Raw genomic sequence first — 20,455 nt, 5'->3', positions numbered from 1 at the left:
CTAGCCTTTCGTTTTCTTTAATTTGCGCTTTGCGATTTCTGCAATACGCATCCGCAACGCGTTGAGTTTAATAAACCCGCCAGCATCGGCTTGATTATAGGCACCGCCATCGTCATCAAAAGTAGCAATCGTTTGATCAAATAAAGTATTAGCCGAATCACGTGAAATAACGCTTACCGAGCCTTTGTATAATTTCAAGCGCACCACCCCATTGACATTACGCTGGGTATGATCAATTAAAGTTTGTAAAGCAAGGCGCTCAGGCGACCACCAGTAGCCGTTATAAATAAGGCTGGCATAACGCGGCATCAAGTCATCTTTTAAGTGCGCCACTTCGCGATCCAGCGTAATACTTTCAATGCCCCGATGGGCTTTAAGCAAAATCGTACCGCCAGGGGTTTCGTAGCAGCCGCGACTCTTCATGCCGACGAAGCGGTTTTCCACTAAATCGAGTCGGCCAATGCCATGCATACCCCCAAGACGATTTAATTCCGCTAAGAGTTCGTGGGGTTGATAAGCCTTACCGTCAATGGCAATGGGGTCGCCCGCACGAAATTCAATTTCAATGACGGCGGCGGTATCCGGTGCTTTTTCAGGTGCAACTGTCCAGCGCCACATCGATTCTTCAGCTTCCGCATTGGGATTTTCTAAGTGCCGACCTTCGTAACTAATATGCAATAGATTCGCATCCATCGAGTATGGTGAACCACCTTGCTGGTGTTTCATTTCAATTGGTATGCCATGCTGCTCGGCGTAAGCCATTAATTTTTCGCGCGACAATAAATCCCACTCACGCCAGGGTGCAATGACCTTAATGCCGGGCTCAAGAGCGTAATAACCTAACTCAAAACGAACCTGATCATTACCCTTGCCGGTGGCGCCATGGGAAACTGCGTCTGCTTTGACTTGGCGGGCAATGTCAATTTGGCGTTTGGCAATGAGGGGTCTAGCAATAGAGGTGCCCAACAAATACTCGCCCTCGTAAATCGTATTAGCGCGAAACATGGGGAAAACAAAATCTCGTACAAATTCTTCGCGTAAGTCGTCAATAAAAATATTTTCCGGCTTAATGCCAAATTGCAAGGCTTTGGTGCGCGCCGGCTCAAGCTCTTCGCCCTGACCCAGATCGGCAGTAAAGGTGACGATTTCACAATGATAGGTATCTTGTAGCCACTTCAAGATCACGCTGGTATCAAGACCGCCAGAATAAGCTAAGACTGCTTTTTTGATTTCAGACATGCTTCCACTCGTTTTAAATTGGTTGACACATTATCAAACAGGGCTGCCCGTGGCAGAAATTTGCCCACACAATAAGTATTCCATTAAAGCCTTTTGTACATGTAATCGATTTTCGGCCTCTTCCCAAACGACGCTTTGGGGTCCGTCAATCACTGCCGCACTAACTTCCTCGCCTCGATGTGCTGGTAAGCAATGCATAAATAAGGCACTTGGATTAGCTAGCGCCATCAATTCTTCTGTGACCATCCAATCTTTAAATGCCTTCATCCGCATAGTATTTTGATCTTCGTATCCCATGCTTGTCCAGACATCGGTCGTTACTAAGTCGGCACCCTTGACTGCATCCCGCGGGTCGGCACAGATCATGAGGTGATTTAAAGCAGCACCACTTAAACGTGCCCGATCGAGTTGATATCCTTCGGGCGCTGAAAAGCGCAATTGAAAATCTAAGCACTCAGCGGCTTGAATCCAGGTGTAAGCCATATTGTTGGCATCTCCAACCCAGGCTACGGTTTTTCCTTGAATCGGCCCACGGGCTTCGACAAAAGTAAAAATATCCGTTAACACTTGGCAGGGATGAAATTCGTTAGTTAACCCATTAATGACTGGCACCCGTGAGTTTGCCGCAAAGCGTTCGATGATGTCTTGGCCAAAAGTACGAATCATAATAATGTCTGTCATCCGCGAGATAACCTGCGCGGCATCTTCCACTGGCTCGCCCCTGCCCAATTGGGTGTCACGGGTATTGAGATAGACAGCATGACCGCCCAATTGATGTATTCCCGCCTCAAATGACAAACGCGTGCGGGTGGAATGTTTTTCAAAAATCATGGCCAAGGTTCGATCATGCAAGGGATGCCAAGTTTCGTAACGTTTAAAGCGCTCTTTTAACCAAGCTGTACGCGATAGCAAATAATCGTATTCGGCTCGTGTTAAATCAGCAAACTGGAGGTAATGTTTGATTTGGCCAGGTACCTGCGGTTTAGCCAAGGAAGCTAAACTAGCATGCCCAGAAACGGATTGATTTTCTATTTTGTCCAAAATATCACCCACTAAAATAATAATCTTAAGCTTATATTGCTCTATCTTGACTGTCTTAAAACGTGATTCATAAAACCCTGTTTATCCAAGGCATCACTGCAAATGGCAGACCCTTTAGGCCCAGCGACTGGGCTGAGCGCCTTTGCGGAGTCATGGCAAGCTTTCGCCCCCTTGGTGATGCTGGTGATCCTCGCTTTACTTATTCTCCCTTCGCTCGACCTGTTGTCATTGCCAATGTTAAATTCGTTGTCATCGATACTCGCATACATGATCTAGACCCCATGGCGCTCGATTTTTTGCTTAATTTTGCTAAAGACAATGGCCTTCCAATTGAGGAGGCCTGTGTCTTCGAACCCAAAACCTAAAAGCCAAGCTGTAAAACAAAAACCCGCTCAAAAATGGAGCGGGCTTGAGTTGAATTACGAAAAAAGAACTAAGCCATCGCCTTAATAGCAGCTGATAAACGGGATTTTTGTCGCGCGGCAGTATTTTTATGGGCGATTTTTTTATCTGAAATTTTGTCGATAGTGACTTGAGTAGCAACAAATACTTTCGCAGCAGCCGCTTTATCGCCCGCCTCAACTGCTTTACGCACAGCCTTAATGGATGTGCGTAACTTCGAACGCAAGCTCGAATTATGCTCATTTTGTTTTACTGCTTGCCGAGCGCGTTTGCGCGCTTGTGCGGTATTGGCCATCTTTAAACCTGCCTATTCATTCCGATTTGTCAAAATATGCGAACACTTGCGAGAAGCCTTGGGTGTTCGCTAAAAACCAAGATTTTACCTGAAAGGGCCAAAAAAGCCCAGTAGACCAATAAATAGGGGAAAATCAGCCCATGAATCTGCTTTCCGCTGCCGCCAAAGTGAGTGCTTTGACGATGTTATCTCGGATAACTGGCCTTTTACGTGAAACTCTGATTGCCCGAAGTTTTGGGGCTTCAGAGTGGACTGATGCGTATAACGTTGCCTTTAGATTACCCAACTTACTCCGTCGTTTATTCGCCGAAGGCGCTTTTTCACAAGCTTTTGTGCCAATTTTGGGAGAAATTGTTGCCCGAGGTGAGCCAGCCAAGTCGCAGGCGCTGATTAACGCAGTTGCCACCCTTTTATTTTGGTTGTTGCTGTTTACTGTTGGGCTTGGGGTGCTGGCGGCACCATTACTTATTTTGTTAATCGCTACGGGTTTGACCGGCGGACCTGCTTTCGAGGCCAGCGTGGTCATGACCCGCATCATGTTTCCTTATATCGGCTTCATTTCACTGGTTTCACTTTCTGCTGGTATTTTGAATACCTATCAGCGTTTTGCGCTCCCCGCCTTTACCCCCGTTTTACTCAATTTGGCCTTAATCATCAGCGCTATTTGGCTCGCTCCGCAATTAGAGCAACCCATTTATGCCCTGAGTATTGGCGTTTTAGTCGGCGGCCTACTGCAGCTGCTGATTCAAATTCCCGCCCTTAAGCGTTTAGGTCTATTGCCGCGCATTGGCATTCTGCCGAGCGCTATTCACCAAGCCTTTATCAGCCCAGATTCCCGACGGGTGTTGCGCTTAATGGGGCCGGCGGTGTTTGCGGTCTCGGTTGCGCAAATTTCCCTCTTAATCAACACGAATATCGCTTCGCGCTTAACTACGGGAAGTGTTTCATGGTTAACCTATGCAGACCGCCTCATGGAGTTTCCCACCGCACTGCTTGGCGTAGCGCTCGGTACTGTCTTATTGCCAAGCCTTAGTAAAGCCAATGCTAATCAAGACCTTAAACATGCTGAGGAACTGTTGGTTTGGGGTTTGCAGTTGACTTTTCTGTTGGCTGCGCCTTGTGCATTAGCGCTATTTTTATTTGGTGAGCCAATTGCTGCCGTGCTCTATCACTATGGGCGGTTCAGTGCGCTTGATGTGATGATGACCCAACGCGCCTTAGCCGCCTATGGGGTGGGCTTAGTGGGTCTAATTTTGGTAAAAATTTTGGCCCCAGGCTTCTATTCTCGGCAAGACATTCGCACCCCAGTCAAAATTGCCTTGGTGGTTTTAGTTTCAACCCAACTGGCAAACCTGGTCTTTGTTCCCTGGCTAGGGCATGCTGGCTTAGCTTTATCTGTTGGCTTAGGTGCTTGCCTAAACGCGGCGATGTTGTGGATTGGCCTTTGCTGGCGGGGGGCACTGCCAACTTCAGCGGGTTGGTGGAAATATTTAGCACGACTCGGGGTAGGCTTAATTCCCTTGGGTCTGATATTGCATTATGGTTCGCAAGCCCATAACTGGATCGACTTACAAGCACAGCCTTGGCTGCGGATTGGTCTTCTGGTTGGCTGGCTTAGCCTAGCGGCAGTAATTTACTTTATCGGCATTAGACTTGGTGGAATTCGCTGGCAAAATTTCTTACGTCATGCAAAATAGGAGGTATGCCCACACGACAACTTGACTACTTTGCGTCTCTGGTAGCAGAAGACGACTATTTTCCTCTTACCGAGGCTGCGGTTGCCGTTGCTCAGCATGCATTTCCTGACTTAGATGTACAGACTGTTCTTGATCAAATTGATCAACTTGGCAAGCGACTCAAACAGCGCATCACCCCCGAAACTTCGGCGGTACAAAAACTACAGCATCTAAAACATTTTTTTTATAGTGAGCTAGGGTTCGGCCCCAATCCAAATGATTTTTACGCGCCTGAAAATTCTTATCTCCATCATATTATTGAAAGTCGGCGCGGAATACCAATCTCTCTGGCAATGCTGATGATGGAATTAGGCCATCAAATTGGGCTCAAGATTCGTGGAGTTTCTTTTCCCAATCATTTCATGATGCGCATCTCCTTGCAGCAAGGTGAAATTATTATGGATCCCCTAACGGGCGCCTCGTTATCAAAGAATGAATTGCAGGAGATGTTGGATCCCTATTTAGACGCCAAGGGCTATCAAGATGAAATTAGTTTGCCTTTAAATATTTTTTTACGCGCCTCTAGCCCCCGTGAAATTCTGTCGCGCTTTCTGCGTAATCTAAAGTTGATTTACACCGAAAACGAGCGCTGGGAGAGATTGTTGGGGGTACAACAACGTTTAGTTATTTTGCTACCTGATTCGATCGAAGAGATTCGGGATCGTGGGCTCATTCTTGCCCAGCTAGAATATTTGCGTCCAGCACTTGAAGATATGCAGCGCTACCTGGTGGCCTCGCCTGAGGCAGGCGATGCCGAAGAAATTCGTGAACACATTGCCACCTTAGAAAATCAGAGTCGGCAAAACTAATTTTTAAGCTTCATGGCTTCTGGCGCAGCGCTTGCACCATCTTCACTAATGCAGCGAAAGCTACCGGCAAGGCAGCTGCTCCAACCCCAACTAAAACAATCACATTTAAGTTTTCCCGAATGATTGGAATGTTGCCGAAAAAATATCCTGCCACTACGAGACCTACCACCCAGATTGCAGCACCAACAATATTAAAAAATTGGAAGCGGGCAAAATTCATTGCAGAAACACCAGCGACAAATGGCGCAAAGGTACGGACGATAGGTAAAAAACGTGCCAAAATAATGGTCTTACCGCCATGCTTTTCATAAAATGCGTGGGTCTTACGTAACGCAGCTTGATCAATCCAACGTGATTGACTGGCAAACACTTTTTCCCCAATCCAGCGACCAATAAAATAATTGACAGTATTACCCACGACTGCAGCAAGTAGTAAACCACTGCATAAGGTGAGCATATTAAATTGGCCAGTGGCGCAATAGGCCCCAGCAATAAATAATAGGGAGTCGCCAGGCAAAAAGGGGGCAATAACTAAACCTGTTTCTGCAAATACAATAGCAAACAGAATGCCATAGGCCCAGTTGCCATAATTTTGAATCACTAAGTCTAAATGGCGATCAACGTGTAAAAAGAAATCGCCTAGTTGAATTAAGGTATCCATCAACTTCACCTCTTTAATTGAAATTGAGGTGGATATTAACAGGCTTAGCTAGCTAAGCTTCCTATAATTGTCGTATGCCCCTAAAACCGACTGTGTCAGTAAATGATTATTAAAACCCCCGAGCGCCTCTCGGAGGTCCTCTGCATTGTTGGCCCAACCGGCAGCGGTAAAAGTCATTTGGCAATGACTGTGGCACAGCAGGCCGCACAGCGAGGCGTAAAAATAGAATTAATCAGTATGGATTCGGCCTTGGTGTACCGCGGCTTAGATATTGGCAGCGCAAAACCTTCAAGTGCTGAACGTGCTTTAGTGCCACATCACTTAATTGATATTCTTGAGCCCTATGAAACCTATTCGGCAGCGCGCTTTGCCGCTGATACAAAACGCCTCTGCGCCGAAATCCAGTTACGCGGCCATATCCCGTTAGTTGTTGGTGGAACCATGCTCTATTGGCGTGCTTGGGCTTACGGCTTATCAGTCCTGCCAGAAGCGAGCCCACGAATCCGCCAAGAACTAGAAACGCGCGCTGCGCGCTTGGGGTGGCCAGCCTTGCATGCCGAGCTAAATCAAATCGATCCCCTTACTGCTGCGCGCCTTAAACCCCATGATGCACAACGTATTCAACGGGCCTTGGAAGTATTTTTAGTGAGCGGGCGTCCTCTGTCAACTTGGTTAGCTGAAAATCCGAGTCAAGACGGCCGCACTGGTGCAACTATTCCCGCCGGACTAAAACTTGTTGCACTTGAACCTAGTGAGCGTAAAAAATTACATGAGGATCTTGCCACTCGCTTTGATGCAATGCTTCAACAGGGTTTGATTGCTGAAGTGGCAGCGCTAAGACAGCGCCCTGAAATTCATGCCGACTTACCTGCCATGCGCGCAGTGGGTTATCGACAGGTTTGGCATTACTTAGCGGGTCATGACTCTTTAGAGGGCATGCGGGAGAAAGCCTTAGCCGCTTCACGGCAACTGGCTAAACGTCAGTTAACCTGGCTACGCGCGATTTCAGCTCGGCAATGTTTTGATTCACTCACGACCAGCGGCCAACAACAAGCCCTTAACTATTGCTTAGAGCAGCTCAAGATTAAATAACTAGGGTTTGAGCTTCGCCAGCGGGACGCTCACGTACTTCACCAGCTACCCAAACCTTCAGGCCCTCCGTCGCCAAGGACTGAATTGCGGTAGAAGCAAGCTCGGGCGCAACAATTAATACCATTCCAATCCCACAGTTAAATACTCTCACCATTTCTGCATCAGCAACATTACCCTGAGTTTGTAACCAGCGAAACAATGCTGGTAACTCCCAGGTATCGCGCTGTAAAACCGCCTGCATGTTTTCTGGCAAAACGCGCGGCACATTGTCAACAATGCCACCGCCAGTAATATGGGCCAGCCCTTTAATGTCAATTGCAGACATCAGTTTTAACAGGGGTTTAACGTAAATTTCCGTAGGCGCCATCACCGCTTCAATTAATGGCCTACCATCTAAATCATCATCCGGTTTTGCTCCAGCACGCTCAATAATTTTTCGCACTAAGGAATAGCCGTTACTGTGAGCACCACTAGAGGCAATTGCCAAAACGATATCGCCGGCACAAATGCGTGAACCATTAATAATTTTCGATTTTTCAACTGCACCCACTGCAAAGCCCGCTAAATCATATTCTCCAGGCGGATACATGCCGGGCATCTCGGCTGTCTCTCCGCCAATCAGCGCGCAACCCGCTAACTCACACCCCTTAGCAATCCCCTCAATCACCTGCGCTGCTGTATCAATCGTTAATTGGCCACAAGCAAAATAATCGAGGAAAAATAGGGGTTCAGCGCCCTGCACCAAAATATCATTCACGCTCATGGCGACTAAATCTTGACCAATGGTGCCATGGCAATTCCATTCAAAGGCCAGCCTTAGTTTGGTGCCGACTCCGTCGGTGCCCGCCACTAAAACAGGTTCGCGATAACGCTTTGGCACTTCAAATAAGGCCCCAAACCCCCCAATACCTGCTAAAACGCCTTCGCGCATAGTTTTTTTGGCTAATGGCTTGATCCGCTCAACCAGTGCATCGCCGGCATCGATGTCGACCCCAGCATCACGATAGGAAAGGCTTGCGGCTAGAGGGGGGGAGAATTTAGTCATAAAAAGAGGGGTAATTTAGGGGTGAACTGAACTTGATCGTTAGAATCATTGAATTCTAGAGGATCAATGCACCATGGCCGAAATTTTTACCCCTTTTTTAGCTGCCTTCATTTTGGCGTACGCTTTACGCCCGATTTCATTATGGCTTGAGCGGCATCGGCTACCCAAATCTCTAGCGGCGTGTTTGGCGATGATTTTTGGTTTAAGTCTACTGGCTGGGATTGTCATTTTGCTCATCAGCTTAATTAGTCAAGAAATTCCATTAATTAAAACCCAGCTACCGGAGTGGATCGAAAAAACCCAATTGTGGTTAGCGCCAAAATTAGCCGAACACAATATTGCCTTTGACTGGGGCGCGATTAAAGCAATTGCTACCCAAAAAATTGGTGCATTAGTCAGTGATAACGCCAAAAATGTTGTCAATACCACCCTCGGCACGATCCTTTCTTCTAGCGGCTCTATCCTTAGTGTCTTGATCGATTTAGTCTTAACGCTCTTTGTATTGTTTTATCTTCTAATTGATTGGCATCACTTCTTTGAATATTTAAAAAAATTAATTCCTTTACGCTTTCAGGCTAGCGCGCAACACCTTTGCGCTAAAACTGATGGCCTGTTATCACAATATTTACGCGGTCAAATTTTAGTTATTTTGGTAATGGCAGTTTTTTACTGCTCAGGGCTTTCTATTGTTGGTGTGCGCGGTGCCATTGCGTTAGGGGCATTCACGGCAATGGTGGTGATCATTCCCTACTTAGGATTCTGGCTTGGCTTTATTCTCGCCGTGCTATCGGCCCTTTTGCAATTTGGTTTTGGCACCGAAGTTGTGGGTGTTTTAGTGGTGTTTGGCATAGGCCAAATGTTAGAGGGCTTTTTCTTAACGCCGCGACTGGTCGGTGAACGCATTGGTCTACACCCCGTTGCGGTCTTATTTGCTTTGCTGATCTTTGGTAAGTTATTTGGATTTTTTGGGGTACTGCTTGCCTTGCCAGCCAGCGCAGTGAGTTTGGTCCTCATTCAATATACTTGGTCTCTCTATCTTCAATCGAGTTGGTATCAGGGTTCTAAAAAATAATCGTGATGAAGCCAAATGCAGCGCTACCGAAACAATTTGCGCTTGATCTGAGTCAGCCCCAACAAGCTACGCTAAACAATTTTTTAGCGGCCAGCAATGCCGCCCTGCTAGCTCATCTACAATCACTCGTTTCGGGTTGGGAGATTAATCCTGCTGACACTTCCCTGCATGCGCTTAATGACCGCTGGCTTTACTGGTGGGGCGCATTGGGATCGGGCCGTACCCATTTACTCAGCGCCTTAAATAACGCGGCGGATCTACTTAATCTGCGGCACTTTTCTCTGCAAGCTAATGAACCCGTTTCTTGGGTTAATTTAGAAGAAAAATTACCGCATTTACTCAGCCAAGAACAGGCGATTATCATTACGGTTGATGATGTCGATCAGCTTGATGAGCGTTTATCAGCGGCACTCTTTCGGATTTTAAATTTGGTCCATGGTAGTCGTAACTTATATATTTTTATGGCCGGCAATAGCGCACCTGCTGGCTTACAACTGCGTGAAGATTTACGTACTCGATTAGCTTGGGGCCTAGTATTTCAAGTGCAACCTTTAAGCGATGAGGAAAAAATGCAGGCATTGCAACAGGCAGCAGCTGAGCGCGGCTTAAATTTATCGCCAGAGGTAATACCGTGGCTGCTGCAGCGTTTTTACCGCGATATGCCGAACTTAATGGCCCTATTAGATGCGCTTGATGCCTACTCACTAGAAATGAAGCGCGCTGTGACTTTGCCACTCGTGCGCGAATTATTGCAAATTCAACCTCCTACAACTAACAACCCGACTCTTGGTAGCGCTGGATGACGACACTAGCATTATTCGATTTAGACCATACTCTATTGCACTTCGATAGCGACTATGAATGGGGGCAATTTTTAGTCCGACTTGGGGTCGTCGATGGAGTGGCATTTGCGCAAAAAAATGAGCAGTTTTACAGCGACTATAAAGAAGGTAAGCTCGATATTGATGCATTTTTAAGTTTTGCCTTAAAGCCTCTTGCAGAACATTCTCGGCCACAATTAAAGGCTTGGCATGAAATTTTTATGGCTGAGGTCATTACTGGAAAAGTCCACTCTCAAGCACTAGATTTAGTAAGGCGTCATATCGATGCGGGTGATTTATGTTGCGTGGTGACGGCAACAAATAGTTTTGTTACCCGCCCAATTGTGGAAAGTTTTGGTATTACCCATTTAGTGGCGACCGAACCGGCAACGGAAGGTGATGCGCCAGAGGGAAATTTTACTGGTGCCGTGAAAGGGGTACCCAGCTTTCGTGATGGCAAAATACACCGAGTTGAAGCATGGTTGGACAGTTTAAATATGTCTTTAGCAGAGATACCCAGAAGCTATTTTTATTCCGACTCATTGAATGATTTGCCCTTACTTGAAAAAGTCACTAATCCCATTGCAACTAATCCTGATATGCTCTTGCGGGCCGAAGCCCAAAAACGTGGCTGGCCTATTCTCGAGCTATTCAATTGATAACAAAATTTATTAAAGGGCTGATTAAACGCCAGCCCAAGCCTAAAGTAGGGGGTACGAAAACTACACTTGCTCAACGGATTAACAAAAAAACCCATCGCATTGATCCCCACTTATTGTCAAAAAATGCGGTGAAGGTAACCCAAGTACTGCAGCAAGCGGGCTACTCCGCCTTTATTGTGGGTGGTGCAGTACGAGACTTAGTGCTGGGAATTGGTCCAAAGGATTTTGATGTAGCAACGAATGCGACTCCCGAACAAGTACAAAAATTATTTCGGAAATCACGTCTCATTGGTCGGCGCTTTCAAATCGTGCATGTTACTTTTTTTGGTAAAGAGCGCCCTGAAATTATTGAGGTTTCAACCTTTCGTGCCATGCTGGATCAAGTGGGGGAACATCTTGCGGAAAGTGGACGAATCTTACGCGACAATGTGTGGGGCTCACAAGCAGAAGATGCAGAGCGCCGCGACTTCAGTATTAATGCGATGTACTACGACCCATCATCTGAAACCGTATTCGATTATCACGGCGGTATGGCTGATATGCAAAAACGTACGCTGCGCATGATTGGTGAACCCAGCAAACGCTATCGGGAAGATCCCATTCGCATGCTTAGGGCAATTCGGTTTGCGGCTAAAACTGGCTTTACGCTCGATCCAGCTACGCGTGCGCCGATTGCTGAGTTAGCTGATTTGATTCATGACGTGCCAACAGCAAGGCTCTTTGACGAAATTCTTAAGCTACTGATGTCGGGGCACTCTTGGCCAGCGATTGAAGGTCTGCGTGCCGCTGGTCTGCATCACGGCTTGCTGCCATTGCTTGACAAAGCCTTAGATGGTGATTCTGCGAGTGGTGCTGGCACCGAGTTTATCAAGCTATCACTGTCAAATACCGATGAACGTATTCAAGCAGGTAAAGGAGTCTCCGCTGGCTTTCTCTTTGCCAGTTTGTTATGGCCTGATTTAACCCAAAACTGGCGGCGCAATATTGCTGGAGGGATGGCTAATGTGCCCGCCCTTCATGCCGCGATGGATGACACGATTACCAGCCAAAATAATGGTGTGACTATTCAGCGACGTTTTGAAGCAGACATGCGCGAAATTTGGACTATGCAGCCCCGCTTTGAAAAACGTTTAGGTCGCTTCCCCCATCGCCTCATAGAATCGCCCCGCTTTCGAGCGGGTTATGACTTTATGTTACTGCGCTGTACTACGGGTGAATTACCCAATTCATTAGGGCTGTGGTGGACGCAATTTATTGAGGCTGATTTGAATACCCGCGAAGAACTGATTAACTTAGCCAAAGCAGAAGATCAAAAAAATGGCAAGGTAACTAAATTAGGCAGCAAGCGGCGTCGGCGCAAAACAACTAAACTGGACCCGACCGCCATTGATCTCTAAGACTTTTGAATACGGTGGCTAATTCTCAGTTACACCCGCTGCCTTCACAATCGCCTCATTCTTTTTATATTCCGCTAAGAAGAATGTATTAAATTCTTCCGGCGTTCCGCCAAGAATAACTGCCCCATCAGCGGTAAAAATTTCCGCAATCTCTTTATCTTTGAGCCCTTGATTTAAAACACTATTAATTTGCTGAATTATTTTCTTATCAGTACCCGCTGGTGCTAAAACACCATACCATGTACCTGCCTCAAAATTATTCACCCCTGCCTGCTCCATGGTTGGTACATTAGGTAAAAGGGGAGAGCGATTTTTATAGGCAATTGCTAAGGCCCTTAATTTACCTGACTTTACAAAAGGAGCTGAGGTGCTAATGGTGTCAAACATTAAATCGATCTCTCCGCCCAATAAAGCTGTTAGCGCGGGACTGGTACCCTTATAAGGAATATGCGTCATATTTATTTTGGTGACAAGCTTAAAAGACTCACCTGCTAAATGCGCCACACTACCATTACCAAATGAACCATAATTTAGTTTGCTATTTTTAGCCGCTCCAGCCTTGATGATGTCGGCAACGGAATTAAACGGGGAATTCGCATTTACTACCAAAATCAGTGGTTGGGCAGAAATTAAGGCAACCGGCGCAAAACTTTTAATCGGCTCGTAACCCAGCTTACTATAAGTATGTGGGGAAACCGTAAGGGGGCCAGCAGCACTAAAGAGTAAGGTATATCCATCCGCTGGTGCTTTAGCAACGGCCTCATTACCAATAGTACCGCCCGCACCGGCGCGGTTTTCAACTACTACAGACTGCCCCAAAGAAGTTGTCATCACTTTAGCCATCAAGCGCGCTGTTAAATCAGTGCCGCCGCCAGGAGCGTAAGGAACGATTAATTTAATTGATCGATTAGGGTATGGGGGACTAGCACTGGATTGTGCCCAGGTAACAGTATTCATACAAAACAGCAAAGTATTTAAAATAATAAAAATTTTCATGCAAGCTCCCGTGCCTTTGTATCTAGTGCAGCCTTTGCCGCGTTCTGACCTGCAATGCGGCCAAATGCGGTGCCAATTGCCATTCCTATTCCTGCTGTATAGCCCTTGCCTAATACATTCCCAGCCATCATCTCGCCCGCAACAAATAAATTATTACTGGGCTTACCGTTAAAATGCACCGCGGTAGTTTCATCGGTTTTCAAACCTAGGTAAGTAAATGTTACGCCTGGTCTTAGGGGGTAAGCATAAAACGGTGGCACATTAATCTGGGTGGCCCAATGAGTTTTAGCTGGAGTAAGTCCCTCAGTATGACAGTCATCCAAGGCGGTATGGTCGAAAGTTCCAGGGCGACAAGCGAGATTAAAATCCTCGATGGTTTTATTCAATATCAGTGGATCAAGCTTGAGTTTCATTGCTAAATCGGTAATGTTATCGGCAATCGTTCCCTCAAATACAGGCGGCATAAAACGGCCAATCGATTTTGAATCAATAATGGAATAGGCAATTTGATTGGGTTGTTGTGCTACCAAGCGACCCCAAATCGCATAACGCTTGGGCCAAAAATCTTCGCCTTCATCATAAAAACGCTGGGCATTCTCATTCACCACGACTCCGAGTGAGACACAATCAATACGGGTGCAAATACCACCGTTATATAAAGGTGCGCGGGCATCAATGGCGGCCATATGTGCTTGCGTAGGATCGCCAACTGAATCAGCTCCAGCACCAATCATATTTTTCAATAAGATACCTTGGTTAAAGGTCGTACCCCGAATTAAAAAATTATCGGCTGGGCTTTTGCCTTGCTCATCAATACCCCAAGCCTCACGTTGCCATTCAATATTTGACTCAAAACCTCCGGCAGCTAATACACAAGCTTTCGCTTCAATACGCTCACCATTTTCAAGAATGGCGGCAATGAAATGGCGATCTGCCAACTCAATGGATTTAACCGGTGAGTTGTAATAGATTTTCACGCCTAATCCTTCAGCGCTTCGGTAATATGCATTGACTAGAGCTTTACCTCCGCCCATAAAAAAGGCGTTCGTGCGAGATAAGTGCAAAGTTCCCGAAAGCGGCGCTTGAAAATGAACACCATATTTACGCATCCATGTACGACAAGTGCTTGATTCTCGAATCGCAATTTTGGCAAGCCTCTCATTAGTTATGCCACCAGTGACCTTCAATACATCTTGCCAATACTCTTCTTCTGGATAGGCCTCTAATAAAACATCTTGTGGCTCATCGTGCATGCAACGAATATTTCGTGTGTGAGTTGAATTTCCACCTCGCCATTCAAAGGGGGCTGACTCTAATAAAGATACTGAAGCTCCCGCTTCTCTGGCCATGATTGCAGCACAAAGGGCGGCATTGCCACCGCCAATCACTAGAATATCAACCATCAATGCTGCTCATAAAAGAGTTTTAAGTTATGTCAAAAGAGAAGTTATTATGGCGTAATTCATTTACCAGTGTCTTACTCCGAAAGGATCTGCCTTGCCCACTAGCTCTACGCACAAAATAACCCCTAAATCATTAGTTCTGCGAGGCCTCTATCCGGCGACTATTACCCCCTTTAAGGCGGATTTAAGTGTTGATTACGATGCCTTGCGTAGGCATTTGAGTGAAACTGCCCAAACCCCGGGAGTTAAAGGTTTGGCCGTGAATGCTGGCTTAGCTGAAATCTTGCAGTTGTCTGACGAAGAAAAGAAAAAAATTCTGGCGCTAGCACGTAGCGTTATGATGCCCGGTCAAATACTAATTAGTGGCATCGAAGGTCGTGGGCCTGCTGCTATCACAGACGGACTTTTAGCCAAAGCTGGTGGTGCCGATGCCCTGCTTGTTCTCCCGCCATTTGATGTGCGCCCCTATCGGCGACTTGCGCAGGATCCGGATTCGGTTTATGGGTTTTTTAAAATGCTTGATGAACAAGTTGATTTACCAATGATTATTTTTCAATATCCTGACCCATCGGGTTGTGCTTACTCTATACCCGCTCTTGTAAAGGCAGCCACCCTGAAAAATGTAGTGGGTCTTAAGGCGGCTTGTGGCACCGTTACCCGCTATGTGCAGTTATGGGAGGCTTTACACGATAAAATTTCGGTGCTGGCAGCCCTCGACTCTCCACCGCTGCTTGGTATGATTCTGCATGGTGTGCATGGTGCCTTAATTGGAATTGGTGTTATTAATACCCCAAAATGGGTAGAGTTAATTGCTGCCGCCATGGACAATGATGCTGCAACTGCAACCCAAATTCATCGTGATTTTTGTATACCGATCATGGATGGTGTTTTTGAGAATCAAGAACCCAGCTCGCCGACTAGTGAAGTCGCCTGCGTCAAAGAGGCTTTAGTGCAGTTAGGGCAAATTCCTAACTCCTTAGTACGCCACCCTGCGGTTAATGTTACTGATCTGCATCGTGCTCACGTTAAACACGCTTTAATTGCGGCAGGCCTGCTGACTTAAACCGTACCAGCAAACTTTAGCTTTTTTCAGTAAAGTAAGCCTATCTTGAATGGGAAAGATAAATGGCGCGGGCTTTTATTGGATTTGGTGGCAACCTTGGCGATACTCGGCAAATTATTACCGATGCCATCGTTTGTCTCGCTTTACGTAATGAATTACATATAGTGAGTAAGAGTTGTTATTACCAAAGTGCCCCAGTTGATGCTCTTGGTAATGACTATATCAATGCCGTCGTCGAAATTGAAACCGAATTAGAACCTTATGGCTTGCTGTATGTCTGTCAAGCAATAGAGCAGCAATTTGGCCGCGAGCGGCCTTACGAAAATGCGCCACGTACCCTCGATTTAGATATTTTGATTTTTGATGGTTGCGCGCAAAATGATACTGAGCTCACCCTACCTCACCCTCGTATTACTGAACGATCATTTGTTTTATTGCCTCTACTAGAAATTTGTCCTGAATTATTTTTACCCGAATTCGGCATTCTCAAGGCTTTTTTACCGCAAGTAGCACACCAACGCATTGATAAACTTCCCTGTCGAAACTGTAACTGCGATGCAAAAATGCAGATTAAGTCAAGCGAACCTCCCTACAAAAGACTCAACTAAGCTCCCAACGGGGCATTAATTCATTACACTCATCCCTATGAGTTACGCTGATGGCATCATGCCCATAACAATCAATACCCTTCTTGCGATGTATGCGCAAGGCGAGAAAATCACCATGCTTACCGCTTACGATGCTACTGCAGCTGCTTTAGTCGATCGTGCGGGGGTCGATGTGATATTAGTTGGAGATTCTTTGGGTAATGTGGTGCAAGGCCACGGTAGCACTACACCCGTGACAGTGGCACAAATGGCTTATCACACCGCCTGTGTTAATCGTGCGAATACCCGAGCGTATTTAATTGCCGACCTGCCTTTTGCCAGTTATGGTGAGCCACACCAAGCCCTCGATTCTGCCGCTGAGCTAATGCGCGCCGGCGCCAATATGGTGAAGCTTGAAGGGGGTCGTTGGCAAATCGAAACTATCCAATTTTTAGTCGATCGGGGGGTGCCAATTTGTGCTCATTTGGGTTTATTACCCCAATCGGTCCACATCCTTGGCGGTTATAAAGTACAAGGTAAAGTTCCCGATGCTGCTAGTGCGATGTTGGCCGAAGCCAAAGCGTGCGCCGCTGCTGGCGCTCAAATGCTGGTACTGGAAGCCATCCCTGCTTCTTTAGGTAAACGCATTACTGCGGAAATTTCTATTCCAACCATTGGCATTGGTGCTGGGGTCGATTGTTCGGGTCAAGTTTTAGTCTTGCCTGATATGCTTGGTATGAGTCCTGGCAAGCCCGCAAAGTTTGTCAAAAACTTTCTAATTGGCGAGTCTTCTATTGAGGGAGCCATAAAAGCGTTTGTCAGGGAAGTAAAGGCGGGCACCTTCCCCGCAAAGCAACATGGCTTTAGCTAAAAAAACTGCGGACACGATCGACCCACCCGTTCTGATGTGGGCTATGCTTTTCACCGCCCTGCTTTAAATTTTCATCAAATTGACGCAGTAATTTTTTCTGCTCTTCAGATAACTTGACTGGCGTTTCCACAATTACATGGACATAAAGATCGCCAAGTACTGCCGATCTTAAGGCCTTCATACCCTTATTGCGTAAGCGGAAAGTCTTGCCTGTTTGCGTGCCCTCAGGCACTGGAAACTCTACTCGACCAGATAAAGTTGGCACTTCAATTGCACCGCCAAGCGTAGCAGCCGCATAGGAAATTGGCATCTGGACATGTAAATCGCTGCCGTCACGCTCGAAAACGGGATGCGCTTTGACCCGCACTTCGACGTATAAGTCGCCCGCTGGACCACCATTAATGCCGGGCTCACCATTGCCTACCGAGCGAACGCGCATGCCATCATCAATGCCCGCAGGAATTTTAATTTCAAGGGTTTTTTGTTCTTTAATTTTGCCGCTACCTTGGCATTGTTTGCATGGCTTAGGGGTGTACTTCCCTGTACCGCGACATTTTGGGCAAGTTTGTTGCATCGAAAAAAAGCCTTGCGATACGCGAACTTGTCCGCGACCATCACAAGTAGGGCAATCTTCTACTTTTGTACCAGGCTCCGCGCCATTGCCTTTGCAATGCTTGCAATCGCTCCAACTTGGAACGCGAATTTGCGTTGAATATCCTTCTGCTGCCTGTTCTAAGGACACTTCCATGTTGTAACGCAGGTCGGAGCCTTTATAGACTTGAGGTCCACCCGTATTGCGTCCGCCAGACTGGCCAAAAATGTCGCCAAAAATGTCGCCAAAAGCATCTGCAAAACCGCCGGTCGCGCCACCTCCAAAGCCGCCCATTCCTCCCATACTAGGATCAATACCAGCATGACCATATTGGTCATAAGCGCCCCGCTTTTGAGAATCGGTTAACACTTCATAGGCCTCTTTGGCCTCTTTGAACTTAGCCTCTGAACCCTGATTATCGGGGTTGCGATCGGGATGATGCTTCATCGCTAATTTGCGATAGGCTTTTTTAATATCCTCTTCACTTGCACTTCTCGAGACCCCAAGCACATCGTAATAATCGCGTTTACTGGTCGCCACAGACCCATCCTTTCAACTTCATTAAAACGGCACAAGTCGGCACAGGGCCGACTTGTTGTTTACTTCTTCGTGTTGAGGTGGATTACTTCTTCTCATCAACCTCTTTAAATTCAGCATCAACCACATCCGCGTCGGGCGCAGCGCCAGGACCTCCAGCTGCACCACTACCCGTTGCCCCTGCGGCACCTGCGGCAGCGCCAGCCGCCTTAGCTTGCTCAGCCGCTTGTACTTTCTCGCCCAGCTTTTGCGCTGCCTTACCAAGAGCCTCCGACTTGGCTTCAATATCAGCCTTATCGCTACCCTTAATGGCCTCTTCTAAGGCCTTCAAAGCCGTTTCAATCGCCTCTTTTTCACCGGCATCTAAAGTAGCGGCGTGTTCTTCTAAGGTTTTCTTGGTTGAATGCGCTAAAGCATCTGCGGTATTACGCGCAGTGACCAACTCAAGCATTTTTTTATCTTCCACCGCATTGGCTTCAGCATCTTTCACCATGCGTTGAATTTCATCTTCGGTTAAACCTGAGTTCGCTTTAATGGTAATTTTATTTTCTTTGCCTGAAGCCTTGTCTTTTGCGGTGACATGCAAAATACCATTGGCATCAATATCAAAAGTCACTTCAATTTGTGGCAAGCCACGTTGCGCAGGTGGAATACCTTCTAAATTAAACTCACCCAATAATTTATTGGCGCTGGCCATTTCACGCTCACCCTGAAAGCACTTAATGGTGACCGCAGGTTGATTATCTTCAGCAGTGGAATAAACCTGAGAATGCTTGGTCGGAATAGTCGTATTTTTTAGAATCATCTTGGTCATCACGCCGCCAAGGGTTTCAATTCCCAAAGAGAGCGGGGTGACATCAAGCAAGAGTACGTCTTTACGATCGCCTGATAGCACCGAACCCTGAATCGCTGCGCCAACAGCAACCGCCTCATCGGGGTTCACATCTTTGCGTGGCTCTTTACCAAAAATGGCTTTGACTTTATCTTGCACAGCAGGCATGCGGGTTTGGCCACCGACCAAAATCACGTCATCGATATCACCAATCGAAACCCCAGCATCTTTAATTGCCATTTCGCAAGGGCCTTGAGTACGGTCAATCAGACCTTCAACTAATGACTCGAGCTTAGCGCGGGTTAGTTTCAAATTTAAATGCTTAGGACCGCTCGCATCCGCGGTCACGTATGGTAAGTTAATTTCAGTTTGTTGAGCAGAGGAAAGCTCAATCTTGGCTTTTTCAGCTGCATCTTTTAAGCGCTGTAAAGCTAATACGTCTTTACTTAAATCGACGCCCTGTTCTTTCTTAAATTCTGCAATGATCCAATCGATAATACGTTGGTCAAAATCTTCGCCGCCAAGAAAGGTATCGCCATTCGTTGATAAAACTTCAAATTGCTTTTCACCGTCAACGTTGGCAATTTCAATAATTGAAACGTCAAAAGTACCGCCACCAAGGTCATATACCGCAATTTTGCGATCGACTTTATCTTGTTTGTCGAGTCCGAATGCCAGTGCTGCAGCAGTGGGCTCATTAATAATTCGCTTCACATCCAAACCAGCAATGCGGCCCGCATCTTTAGTTGCTTGACGTTGACTATCATTGAAATACGCTGGCACAGTAATAACTGCTTCAGTGACTTCCTCGCCCAAATAATCTTCAGCCGTCTTTTTCATTTTGCGCAGAATTTCAGCTGAAACTTGTTGTGGCGCCATTTTTTTGCTGCGCGCCTCAACCCATGCATCACCGTTATCCGCTTGCACAATTTCATAAGGCATCAAGGTGATGTCTTTTTGTACCTCGGCATCGGTAAATTTTCGACCCATTAAACGCTTGACTGCATAAATCGTGTTTTTAGGATTGGTCACCGACTGTCTTTTAGCGGGCGCACCCACCAATACTTCACCGTCCTCGGCGTAAGCAATAATTGACGGGGTCGTCCGACCACCTTCAGCGTTTTCAATTACCTTGGGGGCGTTATTTTCAACCACCGAAACACACGAGTTCGTGGTACCCAAGTCAATCCCAATAATCTTTCCCATATCTGCTCCAAATAAATAATTGCTAGGTAAATACTGCTGCTTAAATGAATTTGTAAATCATCTCTTATTCATCAAATGGGGGCAAATAAGCTAAAT

20 protein-coding genes are annotated in these 20,455 nt (G+C 46.6%); 11 read left to right on the top strand and 9 right to left on the bottom strand.

Annotation, left to right across the window (positions count from 1 at the left end; all coding sequences use genetic code 11):
• The gene (locus LZT21_RS03575) at positions 1 to 1,239 is read right to left on the bottom strand and encodes an argininosuccinate synthase (RefSeq protein WP_233925093.1); all 1,239 of its coding nucleotides are present in this window, start codon (positions 1,237 to 1,239) and stop codon (positions 1 to 3) included.
• Between the two features lie 33 nt (positions 1,240 to 1,272).
• Positions 1,273 to 2,229 (bottom strand): ornithine carbamoyltransferase, encoded by a 957-nt coding sequence (gene argF / locus LZT21_RS03570; RefSeq protein WP_233989261.1) that lies wholly within the window; start codon positions 2,227 to 2,229, stop codon positions 1,273 to 1,275.
• Between the two features lie 113 nt (positions 2,230 to 2,342).
• Between argF and LZT21_RS03565 the strand changes: the two genes are divergently transcribed.
• Complete coding sequence (locus LZT21_RS03565) at positions 2,343 to 2,645, top strand: DUF3579 domain-containing protein (RefSeq protein ID WP_233925094.1); 303 nt, start codon at positions 2,343 to 2,345, stop codon at positions 2,643 to 2,645.
• 68 nt (positions 2,646 to 2,713) lie between these two features.
• On the opposite strand, the gene rpsT is transcribed toward LZT21_RS03565, so the two are convergent.
• The gene (gene rpsT / locus LZT21_RS03560; RefSeq protein WP_233925095.1) at positions 2,714 to 2,977 is read right to left on the bottom strand and encodes a 30S ribosomal protein S20; all 264 of its coding nucleotides are present in this window, start codon (positions 2,975 to 2,977) and stop codon (positions 2,714 to 2,716) included.
• A 140-nt stretch (positions 2,978 to 3,117) separates the two neighbouring features.
• On the opposite strand from rpsT, the gene murJ reads away from it, so the two are divergent.
• Entirely contained in the window at positions 3,118 to 4,674 is a 1,557-nt protein-coding gene (gene murJ, locus LZT21_RS03555) for a murein biosynthesis integral membrane protein MurJ (RefSeq protein WP_233989235.1), read from the top strand.
• Between the two features lie 5 nt (positions 4,675 to 4,679).
• Positions 4,680 to 5,522: a SirB1 family protein gene (locus LZT21_RS03550; protein WP_233925097.1), complete on the top strand. Its 843-nt coding sequence runs from the start codon at positions 4,680 to 4,682 to the stop codon at positions 5,520 to 5,522.
• A gap of 10 nt (positions 5,523 to 5,532) precedes the next feature.
• Here the strand turns inward: LZT21_RS03550 and LZT21_RS03545 are convergent, their stop codons facing one another.
• On the bottom strand, positions 5,533 to 6,183 hold the full coding sequence (locus LZT21_RS03545; RefSeq protein ID WP_233925098.1) for a VTT domain-containing protein: 651 nt from the start codon (positions 6,181 to 6,183) through the stop codon (positions 5,533 to 5,535).
• Between the two features lie 102 nt (positions 6,184 to 6,285).
• Here LZT21_RS03545 and miaA point away from each other — a divergent pair, with 102 nt between their 5' ends.
• Positions 6,286 to 7,275, top strand: a complete 990-nt coding sequence (gene miaA / locus LZT21_RS03540) for a tRNA (adenosine(37)-N6)-dimethylallyltransferase MiaA (RefSeq protein WP_233937473.1) — start codon at positions 6,286 to 6,288, stop codon at positions 7,273 to 7,275.
• On the opposite strand, the gene purM is transcribed toward miaA, so the two are convergent.
• Positions 7,268 to 8,320, bottom strand: coding sequence for a phosphoribosylformylglycinamidine cyclo-ligase (gene purM, locus LZT21_RS03535; protein WP_233925101.1), 1,053 nt, complete (start codon positions 8,318 to 8,320; stop codon positions 7,268 to 7,270). The two genes, miaA and purM, sit on opposite strands and share 8 nt — an antisense overlap.
• Positions 8,321 to 8,393: 73 nt before the next feature.
• Here purM and LZT21_RS03530 point away from each other — a divergent pair, with 73 nt between their 5' ends.
• The 4 genes from LZT21_RS03530 to pcnB are packed head-to-tail and all read left to right on the top strand — an operon-like array spanning position 8,394 to position 12,272.
• Positions 8,394 to 9,392, top strand: coding sequence for an AI-2E family transporter (locus tag LZT21_RS03530; protein ID WP_233925103.1), 999 nt, complete (start codon positions 8,394 to 8,396; stop codon positions 9,390 to 9,392).
• A gap of 5 nt (positions 9,393 to 9,397) precedes the next feature.
• The gene (hda, locus tag LZT21_RS03525; protein WP_233989234.1) at positions 9,398 to 10,195 is read left to right on the top strand and encodes a DnaA regulatory inactivator Hda; all 798 of its coding nucleotides are present in this window, start codon (positions 9,398 to 9,400) and stop codon (positions 10,193 to 10,195) included.
• Positions 10,192 to 10,872: an HAD family phosphatase gene (locus tag LZT21_RS03520; RefSeq protein WP_233925106.1), complete on the top strand. Its 681-nt coding sequence runs from the start codon at positions 10,192 to 10,194 to the stop codon at positions 10,870 to 10,872. Before hda ends, LZT21_RS03520 begins: the two co-directional genes overlap by 4 nt.
• Positions 10,869 to 12,272 carry a polynucleotide adenylyltransferase PcnB gene (gene pcnB / locus LZT21_RS03515; protein ID WP_233989233.1) on the top strand — a complete coding sequence of 468 codons (1,404 nt, stop codon included), beginning with the start codon at positions 10,869 to 10,871 and terminating at the stop codon, positions 12,270 to 12,272. Before LZT21_RS03520 ends, pcnB begins: the two co-directional genes overlap by 4 nt.
• Positions 12,273 to 12,290: 18 nt before the next feature.
• On the opposite strand, the gene LZT21_RS03510 is transcribed toward pcnB, so the two are convergent.
• A complete protein-coding gene (locus tag LZT21_RS03510) occupies positions 12,291 to 13,229 on the bottom strand; it encodes a tripartite tricarboxylate transporter substrate binding protein (protein WP_233989232.1) in 939 nt (312 codons plus the stop codon).
• Positions 13,230 to 13,264: 35 nt separating this feature from the next.
• The gene (gene tcuA, locus LZT21_RS03505; protein ID WP_233989231.1) at positions 13,265 to 14,671 is read right to left on the bottom strand and encodes an FAD-dependent tricarballylate dehydrogenase TcuA; all 1,407 of its coding nucleotides are present in this window, start codon (positions 14,669 to 14,671) and stop codon (positions 13,265 to 13,267) included.
• A 94-nt stretch (positions 14,672 to 14,765) separates the two neighbouring features.
• On the opposite strand from tcuA, the gene LZT21_RS03500 reads away from it, so the two are divergent.
• The 3 genes from LZT21_RS03500 to panB all read left to right on the top strand — a co-directional run bounded on the left by LZT21_RS03500 (position 14,766) and on the right by panB (position 17,192).
• Positions 14,766 to 15,734 (top strand): dihydrodipicolinate synthase family protein, encoded by a 969-nt coding sequence (locus LZT21_RS03500; protein WP_233989230.1) that lies wholly within the window; start codon positions 14,766 to 14,768, stop codon positions 15,732 to 15,734.
• Between the two features lie 62 nt (positions 15,735 to 15,796).
• Positions 15,797 to 16,342, top strand: a complete 546-nt coding sequence (gene folK, locus LZT21_RS03495; protein WP_233925109.1) for a 2-amino-4-hydroxy-6-hydroxymethyldihydropteridine diphosphokinase — start codon at positions 15,797 to 15,799, stop codon at positions 16,340 to 16,342.
• Positions 16,343 to 16,379: 37 nt separating this feature from the next.
• The gene (gene panB, locus LZT21_RS03490) at positions 16,380 to 17,192 is read left to right on the top strand and encodes a 3-methyl-2-oxobutanoate hydroxymethyltransferase (RefSeq protein WP_233937477.1); all 813 of its coding nucleotides are present in this window, start codon (positions 16,380 to 16,382) and stop codon (positions 17,190 to 17,192) included.
• On the opposite strand, the gene dnaJ is transcribed toward panB, so the two are convergent.
• Complete coding sequence (gene dnaJ / locus LZT21_RS03485) at positions 17,185 to 18,324, bottom strand: molecular chaperone DnaJ (protein WP_233925111.1); 1,140 nt, start codon at positions 18,322 to 18,324, stop codon at positions 17,185 to 17,187. The two genes, panB and dnaJ, sit on opposite strands and share 8 nt — an antisense overlap.
• Positions 18,325 to 18,406: 82 nt before the next feature.
• Complete coding sequence (dnaK, locus tag LZT21_RS03480; RefSeq protein ID WP_233937478.1) at positions 18,407 to 20,359, bottom strand: molecular chaperone DnaK; 1,953 nt, start codon at positions 20,357 to 20,359, stop codon at positions 18,407 to 18,409.
• Between the last annotated feature and the right edge of the window lie 96 nt (positions 20,360 to 20,455).

The sequence above is a fragment of the Polynucleobacter sp. IMCC 30228 genome, assembly GCF_021395205.1.
Taxonomy (GTDB): Bacteria; Pseudomonadota; Gammaproteobacteria; order Burkholderiales; family Burkholderiaceae; genus Polynucleobacter.
Note: the sequence above shows the minus strand (reverse complement) of the source record. Positions and strands in the feature narration are given on the sequence as shown.

Coding starts and splice junctions, on each gene's coding strand:
- LZT21_RS03530 (WP_233925103.1), top strand. CDS start 8,394: ATGGCCGAAATTTTTACCCCTTTTTTAGCTGCCTTCATTTTGGCGTAC.
- rpsT (WP_233925095.1), bottom strand. CDS start 2,977: ATGGCCAATACCGCACAAGCGCGCAAACGCGCTCGGCAAGCAGTAAAA.
- LZT21_RS03510 (WP_233989232.1), bottom strand. CDS start 13,229: ATGAATACTGTTACCTGGGCACAATCCAGTGCTAGTCCCCCATACCCT.
- dnaK (WP_233937478.1), bottom strand. CDS start 20,359: ATGGGAAAGATTATTGGGATTGACTTGGGTACCACGAACTCGTGTGTT.
- LZT21_RS03575 (WP_233925093.1), bottom strand. CDS start 1,239: ATGTCTGAAATCAAAAAAGCAGTCTTAGCTTATTCTGGCGGTCTTGAT.
- tcuA (WP_233989231.1), bottom strand. CDS start 14,671: ATGGTTGATATTCTAGTGATTGGCGGTGGCAATGCCGCCCTTTGTGCT.
- hda (WP_233989234.1), top strand. CDS start 9,398: ATGAAGCCAAATGCAGCGCTACCGAAACAATTTGCGCTTGATCTGAGT.
- purM (WP_233925101.1), bottom strand. CDS start 8,320: ATGACTAAATTCTCCCCCCCTCTAGCCGCAAGCCTTTCCTATCGTGAT.
- LZT21_RS03545 (WP_233925098.1), bottom strand. CDS start 6,183: ATGGATACCTTAATTCAACTAGGCGATTTCTTTTTACACGTTGATCGC.
- panB (WP_233937477.1), top strand. CDS start 16,380: ATGAGTTACGCTGATGGCATCATGCCCATAACAATCAATACCCTTCTT.
- murJ (WP_233989235.1), top strand. CDS start 3,118: ATGAATCTGCTTTCCGCTGCCGCCAAAGTGAGTGCTTTGACGATGTTA.
- miaA (WP_233937473.1), top strand. CDS start 6,286: ATGATTATTAAAACCCCCGAGCGCCTCTCGGAGGTCCTCTGCATTGTT.
- LZT21_RS03550 (WP_233925097.1), top strand. CDS start 4,680: ATGCCCACACGACAACTTGACTACTTTGCGTCTCTGGTAGCAGAAGAC.
- folK (WP_233925109.1), top strand. CDS start 15,797: ATGGCGCGGGCTTTTATTGGATTTGGTGGCAACCTTGGCGATACTCGG.
- LZT21_RS03520 (WP_233925106.1), top strand. CDS start 10,192: ATGACGACACTAGCATTATTCGATTTAGACCATACTCTATTGCACTTC.